Raw genomic sequence first — 12184 nt, 5'->3', positions numbered from 1 at the left:
AGAAATAGGATGGTCTTTTTTCATATTAATTCGTTATAGAATTAAAGTGCTTGAGCTGCTGTAATTAAAGCTAACTTGTACACTTCTTCTTCGTTACATCCACGAGATAGATCATTTACAGGCATATTTAAACCTTGTAAGATTGGTCCTACTGCTTCGAAGTTACCTAAGCGTTGAGCGATTTTGTAGCCGATATTACCAGCTTCTAAGCTTGGGAATACGAATACGTTAGCATCACCTTTAATTGTAGAACCTGGAGCTTTCTTCTCAGCTACAGATGGTACGAATGCAGCATCGAATTGGAATTCTCCATCTAAAGTTAATTCAGGAGCCATTTCTTTTGCAATGCGAGTTGCTTCTACAACTTTTTCTGTTTCTGGAGATTTCGCAGAACCTTTTGTAGAGAAGCTTAACATAGCAACGCGTGGGTCAATACCGAATAGTTCAGCAGTTTTCGCACTTTCGATACCAATTTCAGCTAAATCTTGGCTGTTTGGTGCAATGTTAATTGCGCAATCAGCGAATACATACTTCTCTTCTTCACGTACCATGATGAATACGCCTGAAGTTTTTGTAACGCCTGGTTTTGTTTTAATAATTTGAAGTGCTGGACGAACTGTATCAGCTGTAGAGTGAGCTGCACCACTTACTAAACCTTGTGCTTTGCCCATGTATACAAGCATTGTACCGAAGTAGTTTTCGTCTTTAAGAATTTTACGAGCATCTTCTTCTGTTGCTTTACCTTTACGGCGTTCAACGAAAGATGCTACCATTGCATCCATCTCTTCGTATGTAGCTGGATCGTAAATATCAACACCTGCTAATGTTAAGTTCATGCTAGCAGCTTTTGCGCTAATTTCTTCTTTATTACCAACTAAAATTGGTTTTACTAACTCTTCTTTTGCTAAACGCTCTGCAGCGCCTAAAATTCTTTCATCAGTTCCTTCAGGAAGTACGATAGAAATGCCTTTTCCTTGAACTTTTTCTTTTACTGCTGTAAATAAATTGCTCACGAATAAACCCTCCTACAAATGTTAAAAACTCTACCTTTAAGAATACTTCTTTTCAGCTATATTTTAAACTTATAGCTCCCAAAAAATAGATAAAATGAAAATGATTATATTTTCATAAAATTCAGCCGGAAAAATAAGCCTACTTAAGCCTTATTTTCTCCCGTTTTCCAGTAAATATAAATGTGACAGTTTTATGCGCCGAAACTTTATTTAGATGTTTTTAATCCTATATATGCTATAGTTAACGTGTAAAATATCATTAACTGAGGTGAATAGAATGAGTGAAGCAACAACAACGTTAGATGGCTGGTATTGTTTACATGATTTACGTTCTATTGATTGGGCAGCATGGAAAACATTATCTAGTGACGAACGCGGACAAGCAGTGTCTGAATTTTTAAATGTCGTTGAAAAATGGAACGAAGTAGCTACTGCAAAAAAAGGCAGTCATGCAATGTATACAGTTGTTGGTCAAAAAGCAGATATTATGCTTATGATCTTACGTCCAACAATGGAAGAGTTAAATGAAATCGAAACAGAATTAAATAAAACAACATTAGCTGAATATTTAGTTCCTGCATATTCTTACGTATCTGTTGTTGAACTAAGTAACTATCTTCCAGCTGATGAAGACCCATACCAAAACCCACAAATCTTAGCTCGCTTATATCCTGAGTTACCGAAAGCAAATCACATTTGCTTCTATCCAATGGATAAGCGTCGCCAAGGTAATGATAACTGGTATATGCTTCCTATGGATGAACGTAAGAAACTTATGTACAGCCATAGCAAAATCGGTCGCCAGTACGCAGGTAAAGTGCGCCAAGTTATTTCAGGATCAGTTGGATTTGACGATTTTGAGTGGGGCGTAACATTATTTGCTGACGATGTTCTTCAATTTAAGAAACTTATATATGAAATGCGCTTCGATGAAGTAAGTGCTCGTTATGGTGAATTCGGAACATTTTTCGTCGGAAACATTTTACCAGACGAAAAGGTAGAGAAATTTTTACACATATAAATCGTAAAAAAGGAACGAATTTCGTTCCTTTTTTTATTACCCTCTATATTTCTCCTCAAAAAACTTCTTTTCTCTGCAAATTTGAACAAAAATCGACAAATTCTTTTCAATTTCCTTACAAAATTGTAACCTTTCTATATCCAAATTTATGCTAAAATGGTACGAGCTATATGCTAATAACGATGCGAAGGTGATAATGTATATGAAGAAAATCTTGTCTATTTTACTAGTATCTCTATTGTCATTTTATTCCTTAGGAGTAACAACATCCCATGCGGAAGAAAAAATACATATAGAGGCAGCTGCTGCACTTCTATTTGATGCGGATACAGGAAAAATACTGCATGAACAAAATCCAGATGAATTACTAGCTATCGCTAGTATGTCAAAATTAATTGTTATTTATGCCGTATTAGAAGCAATTAAAGAAGGAAAAATCACTTGGGATACGAAAGTAACTATTTCTGATTACGCTTATGAAGTTTCACGTAATAATGAATTCTCTAACGTGCCGTTCGAAAAAGGACGTCAATATACTGTAAGAGAATTATACCATTCTATCGTTATCTTCTCTGCAAATGGATCTAGTATTGCTTTAGCAGAATTACTTGCAGGAAGTGAAAAGAACTTCTTAAATCTCGCAAATGAACATGCGAAAAAACTAGGGTTAAAGAAATATAAATTTGTAAACGCTACTGGGTTAAATAACGCTGATTTAAAAGGAAAACATCCTGAAGGAACTGATCCGAATGGAGAAAACTCCATGTCAGCTCGCGATATGGGTATTCTTTCAAAAATAATTATTACAAAGTATCCAGAAATGCTAGAGGATACAAAACAAAGATTTAGAAACTTCCCAGATAATCATCCAAAACCAATTCGTATGGAAAATTGGAACTGGATGTTACCAGGTGCTGCTTTCTCTTATGAAGGAGCAGATGGTTTAAAAACAGGAAGCTCTGATACCGCTGGGTATGGTTTTACCATTACAGCAAAACGCGGTGATTTACGTCTTATATCTGTTATTATTAAAACGAAATCAATGGACGAACGTTTCACAGAATCTCGCGCATTAATTGAATATGGATTTAATAACTTCGAAAAACAGAAATTAAAAATAGATAAAAATAACAAAATTTCTGTAGTAAAAGGAAAAGAAGACTACGTAACAGTTGCACCAGAAAAAGAAGTGACAGTAGTTACTGCAAAAGGTAGCAAATCACCTTACAAAATTTCTACTGAAGCAGATAAATCACTTACTGAAGATGGGCATTTAGTTGCTCCTATTAAGAAAGATGCAAAGGTAGGTTCAATCGTCTTAGAACCATCTGATAAATATGGTTTCTTAGACGGAAATAAAAGTATAAAAGTTACTGCAAAAACGACTGAAGAAGTAGAAAAAGCAAATTGGTTCGTATTAACAATGCGTTCAATTGGCGATTTCTTCTCAAATTTATGGTCTAAAGTATTTTAATGATGAAAAGCTAGCTCACGCTAGCTTTTTTTATTTTCCCCTCTAGATGTAAAACTTCGTTTGGTTGTCATATCTGCGTCCTTTTTCTCATACGTATGAACTAGTAATTGTTCCACACTTCATCTAAGAAAAACCTCTTTCCAAAGGGTATTCCAAAAAGAGAGGTGACACATAATGGGTGTTATCGCACATACAGAAGAAGATGTAAAGTTATTAGCTAGACTCATGCGTGCTGAAGCTGAAGGAGAAGGACAACAAGGCATGCTAATGGTTGGAAATGTCGGTGTAAATCGTGTCCGCGGAAATTGTTTAGATTTTAAAAAAGTACGGAACTTACGTCAGATGGTTTATCAAAATCCTGGTGGTTTTGAAGCTACTCAAAAAGGGTATTTTTATCAACGAGCAAGAGAACAAGATATTGCCTTAGCCCGTCGAACAATTCAAGGGCAACGTTTTTGGCCTGCAAATTTCGCTTTATGGTTTTTTAGACCTGAAGGTCCTTGCCCACCAACTTGGTATAACCAGCAAAACTCTGGACGTTTTAAAAAGCACTGCTTCTTCCAACCATCCGGGGAGGATTGTCCAAGCGTATATTAAGGAATGAAAATGAGGAGGGATTTTTGAATGACACAGCAACAAAACCCGTACTACGGAACAGGTTTTTATCAACCATCTGGAACTTATGTGCAACCGCAACAAATGACCGCGCAGCAACAGCAACAACAGCAAGCGATGCAACAACAAGCTGCTCAGGCTCAACTTGCAGTTTCTCAAGGTATGTTACCACTAGAGCAATCGTATATTGAAAACATCCTTCGTTTAAATAAGGGTAAGCCAGCTACAGTTGTAATGACTTATGAACGCGGTAGTTCGCTTGGAACACAATCTTATACAGGGATCATCGAGGCAGCTGGCCGTGATCATATCGTAATTAGTGAGCCGAAATCTGGAAAACGCTTTTTACTACTAATGATTTATTTAGATTATGTAGAATTCCCAGGAGAAATTACGTATTTACCTGGTCAACAAGCAACTTATGCTCCAAGACCATAAAAAAAAGCTGGCGAATGCCAGCTTTTGTTTTTTATAACCCTTTTACAACTGCAGTTCCGACTAAAATCCACGCCACAATAAACGCTACACCACCAAGGGGTGTAATTGGGCCAAAGAATTTAATACCTGTTGTACTTAATGCATAAAGACTGCCTGAGAACATAATAATCCCAGCTACCATAAGCCAACCTGCAGTGTTTAAAAGTGATGATTGCATTTTGTCCATTAATAGAGCAACTACGAATAAGCCACCTGCATGAAACATTTGATATGTAACGCCCGTCTTCCACACTTCTAACATTTTTGCAGAAATTTTTTTTTCTAAACCATGTGCTCCAAAAGCCCCTAATGCAACAGATAGCCCCGCTGCAATACAACCTAGTAAAAAGAAAATTTTCATCTTAATTCCCCTTTTTATTTTTATCATAAGCAATTTTCACATATAATCCAAACGATTTAATCCCTAAAAATCAAATAAAGAATTACCATTTGCACCTTCTTCTTTTATATACACAGGTTCTCCAGAAACTGGCATAACCGGTTGAACTGTTGTTATAGGCTGAGATCCGATTATTTGTGATTGAACTTGTGGTTCTCTATACGTAGAAGGCTCAACTTGTTCATCTAATAATAAATCACATAATGCACGCACAACTAATAAATGCTCTTTTGATTTTTGTCCTTCACTACTTTTTGCCTTTGCAATTTCACTCGCCATTTTATTTAAAACCTTATCGCTAGATACTTGCATTCCTTGTCACCTCTTACTTTGTAGTTCTTTCTCAAATTGCCTCAGTTTCTCCACTGAACCAAATACTATTATCATATCATGTTCTTGCAGTTTTTCCTGCCCCGTTGGATTATGGATAATATCCCCATCTCTTAAAATCACTAAAATTGTTACATCAAATTGATTTCTCACATTACTCTCTAATAAAGATTTACTGGCTAAGTTAGAATCTTTACCAACTTGAATTTCTTCAATTACAAATGATTGCTCTATTCCATACAATACTGTATCAATATAATGCACTGTTAACGGATTCGCAATATCCAACCGTTAATACAGTAATCATCGTCATCCAAAATGCTTGAAACAAGCTAATCTCTTCAATTGTCATAAATCATAGCATTCCTAGAATTACAACAAAAGTCATACATATAACCGCTATCCATAATTGCTTCCGTGCATTCATATTATGTTTCAACTCTTTTCTCTATCTACAATCTTTGCCAGAGGAAATGAAATACGTATATACTAGAAAACGGAATCTATGAAAGAGGTTGATATAATGAAGCTATTTCTTTCTGCCTTACAATGGGCACTATTTATTTTAGCTGGAAGTCTTATTGTACCAATTAGTGTCGCAACTAGTTACGGCCTTGATGGCGCTGAAGCTATCGCGTTTGTACAAAGAACATTATTTGTTCTCGGTTTTGCCGGTCTCTTGCAAGCTATATTTGGTCATAAACTTCCTATCCAAGAAGGCCCTGCCGGCCTTTGGTGGGGAATTTTCTCCTTGTATGCAAGTTTAGGCGTCGTATTATTTGGATCAAGCAATGAAACACTTAAGGTCCTTCAGTACGCTTTCCTATTAAGTGGCATCATTTGTATTATTCTTAGTGTTTTTGGACTTATTGATAAACTAGTTCGTTACTTTACACCGACAGTAATTGGAACGTATTTATTCCTTTTGGTCGCACAACTTAGTGGCTCCTTCTTAAAAGGCATGTTTGGCCTTGATGGACAACATACAGAAGTACAGCCAAAGGTATTTATTCTTTCACTCATTGTTATTTTACTATCTTTTTTCATTATGAAGCTACCTATTATTGGACAATATTCCGTTCTTTTCAGTATCGTCTGCGGCTGGATATTATTTGCGTGCTTCGGATTATCTAATCCAGTAACACCTGTGACAGATATAATTCGTCTTCCATCTCTGTTTGTTTTCGGAATGCCTCGCATTGAATGGAACATGGCAATTACGGTAGTTTTCGTCACACTACTACTTCTAACAAATATGTTAGCAAGTATTCGCGTTGTACAAAAGGTTGTTTCTAAGTATGAAGAAAATGCTGCTCCAGATCGCTTCAAACAAGCTGGCATTATAACAGGAATAAATCAATTGCTAGGCGGTCTATTTTCAGCCATTGGCCCTGTTGCCATTTCTGGATCCGCAGGATTTATTGCAACGACAAATATTTATAAGCGCCTTCCATTTATGTTAGGGTCAAGCTTTATCATTCTTGTTAGTATATTCCCAAAGATTACTTCATTCTTTGCAGCCATCCCCGTTGCAGTTGGGTATGCTGCGATTTATCCTGTATTTGCAAGCATGATTGGTCTCGCTTTCCGCGAATATGACACTGTACAAAATAAAGAACAATTATTTAAAGTAGCAGGTCTTTCAATCTTTACAGGAGTCGGCGTTATGTTCGTTCCAGCAGGAGCGTTTTCTACGCTACCACCATTTTTAGCATCATTTTTAAGTAACGGTCTTGTTCTTGGATCTGTAATGGCTATCTTGCTGGAAATATTATTTTCTCGTTCGCACGAAAAACAACCATCGTAAATTGGAAAACTTCCATTATTGCACTCTATCTTTAGAGTTGTTACGATAATGATAAATTATCATGGGCAACACGCTCATGATAATTTATACTAACAATGCAGAACTTCTCCTAGTTTCATGCAAAGAAGTTCGATGTCTTACTATATATTCCCCACTATCTTCATAAAAATTTATTTCTATTTCAACAAAGAAAGGAATTTTCTATATGACTTATAAAATGATTGTTTTAGATTTAGATGATACTTTATTACGCGACGACCATACAATTTCACCTCGTACGAAAGAGGCTTTAATGACAGCACAAGAGCAAGGAGTTAAAGTTGTACTTGCTTCTGGGCGCCCAACGTTTGGTATGCGCAATGTTGCAAAAGAACTTCGTTTAGAGGAATACGGTAGCTTCATTCTATCTTTTAACGGCGCAAAAATTATTAACTGTAAAACAAATGAAGAAATCTTCAGTAGCACGCTATCTCCTGAAATCGTTCACAACCTATTTGAAATTAGTAAAACTGAAGATGTATGGATTCATACTTATATTGGCGATGATATCGTAACAGAAGAAAATAATCCTTATACTAAAATTGAGGGCGAAATTACTGGTATGCCGATTATTGAAGTAGATGATTTTAAAACTGCTGTTAAAGAGCCTGTAGTAAAAGTATTAATGAATAAAGAAGCTGAACGCCTTGTTGAAGTAGAAAAGAAACTACAAAAACAACTAGAAGGTCAATTAAGCGTTATGCGCTCTAAACCATTCTTCTTAGAATTTACTGAACATGGTGTTACGAAAGGAACGAGCTTAAACCAATTAATCCAAAAACTTGGTATTAAACGCGAAGAAGTTATCGCAATGGGCGATAGCTATAACGATCAAGCGATGATTGAATTTGCTGGTCTTGGCGTTGCGATGGGCAATGCACCCGATGATATTAAAGAAATCGCAAACTATGTGACAGATACAAATATGAACGATGGTGTTGCTAAAGTTGTAGAGAAATTTGTACTAAAAAGCGAAGCGCTTGTTTAATATTTTCATTCATAAAACCTATTTGAAGTCAAATACTTCAAATAGGTTTTTATTTAAATTGCAATGCTTTTGTGACTATATTTTGAACTTTGCACTATTCTCGTAGTGTAAACTTTCTTTTTGTATATAATTAAACAAAATAGACTATTTCATTTTGAAAAAGAATACAAATTTACTATATACAAGCATACATTAAAGGAGGCTACTTCATGTTATCTACACCAATCGGAAGATTAAGAGCAATCGGCTTAATTGAGGGGATTTCTTTCCTATTACTATTATTTGTAGCAATGCCATTAAAATATTTTGCAGGGTTTGCAACAGCTGTTAAAATTACAGGTATGGCTCATGGCGTTTTATTTATTCTATTCATCTTTGCGGTAATTCAAGTAACAATCGTACACCGTAAATCAATTTTATGGGCACTTGGGGCATTCGTTTCATCAGTTATCCCATTCGGTACTTTTGTACTAGATGCAAAACTAAAGAACGAACAACAATAATAAAAAGGTAGTTAACAACTGTTAACTACCTTTTCTATTTATAAATTTGGAATTTCCCAATCAATTTCTCTTTCGCCCATATTAGCTAAAATCGTATTTACTTTAGAGTACGGCTTACTTCCAAAGAAACCTCGTCTTGCTGATAATGGACTTGGATGTACGGACTCGATAATACGATGATTCGTATTCGTAATTAACTTTTTCTTCGCCTGAGCATGGCGTCCCCATAATATGAAAATAACTGGCTTTTCACGTTCATTTAATAGCTCAATTACGCGATCTGTGAAATGCTCCCATCCTTTTCCTTTATGAGAATTCGCCTCACCTTGACGAACCGTTAACACAGTATTTAATAGTAAAACCCCTTGCTCCGCCCATTTTACTAAATAACCATTATTCGGAATTTCATAACCGTATTCATCTCGAAGTTCTTTGTACATATTTAGCAATGATGGCGGCGTTTTAATACCAGGTTGTACCGAAAAGCTTAAACCATGCGCTTGATTCGGTCCATGATATGGGTCTTGTCCTAAAATAACGACCTTTGTATTTTCATAACTTGTATACTGAAGAGCGTTAAAAATATCTTCTACCTTTGGATAAATCACATGCTCCTCATACTCTTCTTTTAAAAAGTTAGCTAAATTTTGATAGTATTCTTTCTCAAATTCTGGCCCCAGTAATGGTCCCCAATCATTCTGCAAAATGTTTTCCATGCCTTCACTTCCTATCCAATTAATTCACCATATCCTGCCTTGTAAATACTACAAACGAAATGATAAGAGATACTACTGCCCAAACCGTTAAATTTATTAAAGAAAATCCCATTGATAACCCTTGTAATGCAGGAAGTTTTCCTGATAAATAATCCGTTAGCGATAAGTTGACACTAAAAATGTATTTCGCACCTTCCCAAGACGTTGCGAATGAACTTAAAATGCCGCCTGCAATTAACGCAGCTAACATAACGCCCATACCAGCTGGTGTATTACGAATTAAAACAGAGACCATAAATGATATAGTTCCAACAACGATAGCAACAAACCAAGCTAGTCCGTACGCCATTAAAATGTATTGCCACTGCGGAATAAGGTGTACAAAGTTTGTATTTAACGTTTCCTTATCAATGACGAATCCTGTTAACACAGGTAAATTCCATCCAGAGTATCCAAATACAAGCCCTGATAATGCGTAAGCAAACAAACCGACAAGAAGCAATATGAGCGAAATGAAAAATAACATCGTCACATATTTACTAAGGAGTATTTTCCAGCGCCGAATTGGCCTCGTCAGAAGCATTTTCATCGTACCATCGCTTCGTTCTCCTGAAACAATATCAATGGCGACAATCATAACGAGCAATGGAATAAATAACGTTATTCCTTGTTCAATAAACGCCCTCACAAATGTCGGTGCTCCTGGCGCAGTCGGATTAATATTGTGATCTAAATAATATTGTTGTTGTTCCACTCTTACTTTTAACCAATCCCGCCATTCTTCTGGCAATCTAGAATTGTTCAAGCGGTTTTGTGAATCAACAATTTGTTGCTGTAATGATACTTTCCAATCGGTCGTACCAAGCCTTTTTTGCGTCGTTTCTATTTCACGATACTGAGCATACACAAAAAGTGGAATCAAGATTGCTAAAATAAGCATGACAACAACAATTCGTTTCTTACGATAAATCTTTTCTGATTCATTTAAAACTAGATTCGCAAATTCACGCATGTTGCTCACCCCTTGTGAGTTCAATAAATAAATCTTCTAGCGTAAATACAAGCTCTTTGACGCTATGTACATCTATCCCGTTTTCTACAAAATGCTTATTCCAAACATTAATAGACGCAACATCCATACGACATAATAAACGCTCATCTTCTACACTAACTTCCTCTATCTCTTCAGCAGCGTCTAACATGTCTTTCGCTTTGGAAATCGGTGTAACGACCCATTCCACACGATCACTCGCTGTTTTGATCAACTCTTCAATAGGTGCAACTGTTATCATTTTTCCTTTATGAATAATAGCAACACGGTCGCATATCAGTTGCACTTCACTTAGCAAGTGACTCGAAATAAATACACTCATATTTTCTTCTTTTACAAGCTTATGTATAAATTCCCTAAGTTCTCTAATCCCAGCTGGATCTAAACCATTCGTCGGTTCATCTAATATGAGCAATTTCGGGTTTCCAAGTAGCGCCTGTGCAATTCCAAGGCGCTGCTTCATACCAAGGGAATATGTTTTTACCTTATCGTGAATACGCTCATCTAAATGAACCATTTTTGCAATTTCAATAATACGTTCATCTGATATATCACCAAGCATGCGCGCAAATTGCTTTAAGTTTTCCCATCCCGTTAAATATGTATAAAGCTCTGGGTTTTCAACTATACTTCCAATTTGACGCATCGCTTCTCTGAAATTTTCCTTAATAGAATAACCACCGATAGAAATAGTACCTTCTGTCGCTTTAATCAGTCCAACTAACATTCGAATTGTTGTCGTTTTCCCGGCTCCGTTCGGTCCTAAAAAGCCAAACACTTCTCCTTGTTTTACATCAAATGAAATGTCCTCTACAAGCGTCTTCTTTCCAATTACCTTCTTCAAGTCTCGTACAGAAAGTATCGTCGTCATTTTATCCCTCCTTGCTCTAGTTTTAATTTACTTACGACGTTTTGGACTAATCGCTCTGCCATATATGTGTAGCCTACTTCATTCGGATGAAAATGATCGGAGTATAATAAATCTTTTCCACGATTTTGGAATAAATCAAATGTCGGTGTAATATATACATTTTTATCATTTAATGCTAACTTCTCTAAAGAAGCATTCCAATCAACAACAATATTTGATGAACCTCTTAAATCTTCTACATCCTCAAAAGGATTGTATAAACCTAGCCAAAAAATAGGACTATCTGTGTTTAATTTACGAATTTCTTCTATAATTTTCTTCGCTTCATTTTGAAACGTTTCCGTATCAGGACGATACGTCTCTAAATCTATCTTTCCGAGCGATTCCCATCCTGGGAATAAATCATTTCCTCCAATTGTTAAAACAATTACATCTGCTTGCTTAATTGAATATTGAGCTCCGCTGCTTTCGATTTGTTTTAATAAATCAGGCATTTTCGCACCACTAACTGCCAAATTGCTTAGTGCAACTTTTTGTTTATAATCTTTTTGTAAATTCTCTTTCATTCGTCCAATATAGCCAATTCCTTCTTTATCACCAACGCCGCGCGTTAACGAATCACCTAAACTAACTACTTGTAACGTTCCCGTTTTCTTTTTCTCTTTTGCCACTACGTCAGTCTTCGTAATTAATTTTGAAGCTTTCGGATTTAATACATCATTTACACCCGAAACAAAACCGTATGCAAATAAACAGAAAGACGCAATTGTAATGAGTAGAATTACTTTTACTAATTTTGATCTCATATCAAAACCCCTTTTAGCCCCTATAGATTGTCCATAATTATACCAAACGAATTTTCGAAAAGCGATTTTCACA

15 protein-coding genes and 1 pseudogene are annotated in these 12184 nt (G+C 36.0%); 7 read left to right on the top strand and 9 right to left on the bottom strand.

Annotated elements, in window-relative coordinates; all coding sequences use genetic code 11:
* Positions 1-41 precede the first annotated feature (41 nt).
* Positions 42-1013 (bottom strand): phosphate acetyltransferase, encoded by a 972-nt coding sequence (pta, locus tag BG05_RS04945; protein ID WP_002016367.1) that lies wholly within the window; start codon positions 1011-1013, stop codon positions 42-44.
* Positions 1014-1290: 277 nt separating this feature from the next.
* Here pta and hemQ point away from each other — a divergent pair, with 277 nt between their 5' ends.
* The 4 genes from hemQ to gerQ all read left to right on the top strand — a co-directional run bounded on the left by hemQ (position 1291) and on the right by gerQ (position 4561).
* The gene (gene hemQ / locus BG05_RS04940; protein WP_002089820.1) at positions 1291-2034 is read left to right on the top strand and encodes a hydrogen peroxide-dependent heme synthase; all 744 of its coding nucleotides are present in this window, start codon (positions 1291-1293) and stop codon (positions 2032-2034) included.
* Positions 2035-2230: 196 nt separating this feature from the next.
* Positions 2231-3508, top strand: coding sequence for a serine hydrolase (locus BG05_RS04935; protein ID WP_003192612.1), 1278 nt, complete (start codon positions 2231-2233; stop codon positions 3506-3508).
* A 174-nt stretch (positions 3509-3682) separates the two neighbouring features.
* The gene (cwlJ, locus tag BG05_RS04930; RefSeq protein WP_002089824.1) at positions 3683-4105 is read left to right on the top strand and encodes a cell wall hydrolase CwlJ; all 423 of its coding nucleotides are present in this window, start codon (positions 3683-3685) and stop codon (positions 4103-4105) included.
* Positions 4106-4132: 27 nt separating this feature from the next.
* Complete coding sequence (gerQ, locus tag BG05_RS04925; RefSeq protein WP_002184497.1) at positions 4133-4561, top strand: spore coat protein GerQ; 429 nt, start codon at positions 4133-4135, stop codon at positions 4559-4561.
* 31 nt (positions 4562-4592) lie between these two features.
* Here the strand turns inward: gerQ and BG05_RS04920 are convergent, their stop codons facing one another.
* From BG05_RS04920 to BG05_RS32135, 4 genes and pseudogenes are all read right to left on the bottom strand, one after another.
* On the bottom strand, positions 4593-4961 hold the full coding sequence (locus BG05_RS04920; protein ID WP_033734347.1) for a DUF423 domain-containing protein: 369 nt from the start codon (positions 4959-4961) through the stop codon (positions 4593-4595).
* Positions 4962-5024: 63 nt separating this feature from the next.
* Entirely contained in the window at positions 5025-5312 is a 288-nt protein-coding gene (locus tag BG05_RS04915; protein ID WP_001198367.1) for a YwdI family protein, read from the bottom strand.
* 6 nt (positions 5313-5318) lie between these two features.
* Positions 5319-5612, bottom strand: a pseudogene (locus tag BG05_RS04910) (cation:proton antiporter regulatory subunit); the annotation flags it as partial.
* Positions 5581-5682, bottom strand: a complete 102-nt coding sequence (locus tag BG05_RS32135) for an ion channel (RefSeq protein ID WP_002130114.1) — start codon at positions 5680-5682, stop codon at positions 5581-5583. The pseudogene BG05_RS04910 and the gene BG05_RS32135, both read right to left, overlap by 32 nt.
* Positions 5683-5853: 171 nt before the next feature.
* On the opposite strand from BG05_RS32135, the gene BG05_RS04905 reads away from it, so the two are divergent.
* From BG05_RS04905 to BG05_RS04895, 3 genes are all read left to right on the top strand, one after another.
* Positions 5854-7137 carry a purine/pyrimidine permease gene (locus BG05_RS04905; protein WP_033734350.1) on the top strand — a complete coding sequence of 428 codons (1284 nt, stop codon included), beginning with the start codon at positions 5854-5856 and terminating at the stop codon, positions 7135-7137.
* Positions 7138-7342: 205 nt separating this feature from the next.
* Positions 7343-8164, top strand: coding sequence for a Cof-type HAD-IIB family hydrolase (locus BG05_RS04900; RefSeq protein ID WP_033734352.1), 822 nt, complete (start codon positions 7343-7345; stop codon positions 8162-8164).
* A 209-nt stretch (positions 8165-8373) separates the two neighbouring features.
* The gene (locus tag BG05_RS04895) at positions 8374-8667 is read left to right on the top strand and encodes a DUF3817 domain-containing protein (RefSeq protein ID WP_000953390.1); all 294 of its coding nucleotides are present in this window, start codon (positions 8374-8376) and stop codon (positions 8665-8667) included.
* Between the two features lie 38 nt (positions 8668-8705).
* Here the strand turns inward: BG05_RS04895 and BG05_RS04890 are convergent, their stop codons facing one another.
* The 4 genes from BG05_RS04890 to BG05_RS04875 are packed head-to-tail and all read right to left on the bottom strand — an operon-like array spanning position 8706 to position 12183.
* The gene (locus BG05_RS04890; protein ID WP_003192622.1) at positions 8706-9383 is read right to left on the bottom strand and encodes a uracil-DNA glycosylase; all 678 of its coding nucleotides are present in this window, start codon (positions 9381-9383) and stop codon (positions 8706-8708) included.
* A 19-nt stretch (positions 9384-9402) separates the two neighbouring features.
* A complete protein-coding gene (locus tag BG05_RS04885; RefSeq protein WP_002089839.1) occupies positions 9403-10395 on the bottom strand; it encodes an ABC transporter permease in 993 nt (330 codons plus the stop codon).
* Positions 10388-11305, bottom strand: coding sequence for an ABC transporter ATP-binding protein (locus BG05_RS04880; protein WP_002089840.1), 918 nt, complete (start codon positions 11303-11305; stop codon positions 10388-10390). The genes BG05_RS04885 and BG05_RS04880 overlap by 8 nt, the downstream gene beginning before the upstream one ends.
* Positions 11302-12183 (bottom strand): SGNH/GDSL hydrolase family protein, encoded by an 882-nt coding sequence (locus BG05_RS04875; RefSeq protein ID WP_002034946.1) that lies wholly within the window; start codon positions 12181-12183, stop codon positions 11302-11304. Before BG05_RS04875 ends, BG05_RS04880 begins: the two co-directional genes overlap by 4 nt.
* Position 12184: the final 1 nt, after the last annotated feature.

The sequence above is a fragment of the Bacillus mycoides genome (genome assembly GCF_000832605.1).
Classification (GTDB): domain Bacteria; phylum Bacillota; class Bacilli; order Bacillales; family Bacillaceae_G; genus Bacillus_A; species Bacillus_A mycoides.
The sequence above is the reverse complement of the archived record's forward strand: the minus strand, read 5'-3'. Positions and strand labels throughout refer to the sequence as shown.

Coding starts and splice junctions, on each gene's coding strand:
- BG05_RS04915 (WP_001198367.1), bottom strand. CDS start 5,312: ATGCAAGTATCTAGCGATAAGGTTTTAAATAAAATGGCGAGTGAAATT.
- BG05_RS32135 (WP_002130114.1), bottom strand. CDS start 5,682: ATGACAATTGAAGAGATTAGCTTGTTTCAAGCATTTTGGATGACGATG.
- BG05_RS04900 (WP_033734352.1), top strand. CDS start 7,343: ATGACTTATAAAATGATTGTTTTAGATTTAGATGATACTTTATTACGC.
- BG05_RS04905 (WP_033734350.1), top strand. CDS start 5,854: ATGAAGCTATTTCTTTCTGCCTTACAATGGGCACTATTTATTTTAGCT.
- hemQ (WP_002089820.1), top strand. CDS start 1,291: ATGAGTGAAGCAACAACAACGTTAGATGGCTGGTATTGTTTACATGAT.
- BG05_RS04880 (WP_002089840.1), bottom strand. CDS start 11,305: ATGACGACGATACTTTCTGTACGAGACTTGAAGAAGGTAATTGGAAAG.
- BG05_RS04885 (WP_002089839.1), bottom strand. CDS start 10,395: ATGCGTGAATTTGCGAATCTAGTTTTAAATGAATCAGAAAAGATTTAT.
- BG05_RS04890 (WP_003192622.1), bottom strand. CDS start 9,383: ATGGAAAACATTTTGCAGAATGATTGGGGACCATTACTGGGGCCAGAA.
- cwlJ (WP_002089824.1), top strand. CDS start 3,683: ATGGGTGTTATCGCACATACAGAAGAAGATGTAAAGTTATTAGCTAGA.
- BG05_RS04935 (WP_003192612.1), top strand. CDS start 2,231: ATGTATATGAAGAAAATCTTGTCTATTTTACTAGTATCTCTATTGTCA.
- gerQ (WP_002184497.1), top strand. CDS start 4,133: ATGACACAGCAACAAAACCCGTACTACGGAACAGGTTTTTATCAACCA.
- BG05_RS04895 (WP_000953390.1), top strand. CDS start 8,374: ATGTTATCTACACCAATCGGAAGATTAAGAGCAATCGGCTTAATTGAG.
- BG05_RS04920 (WP_033734347.1), bottom strand. CDS start 4,961: ATGAAAATTTTCTTTTTACTAGGTTGTATTGCAGCGGGGCTATCTGTT.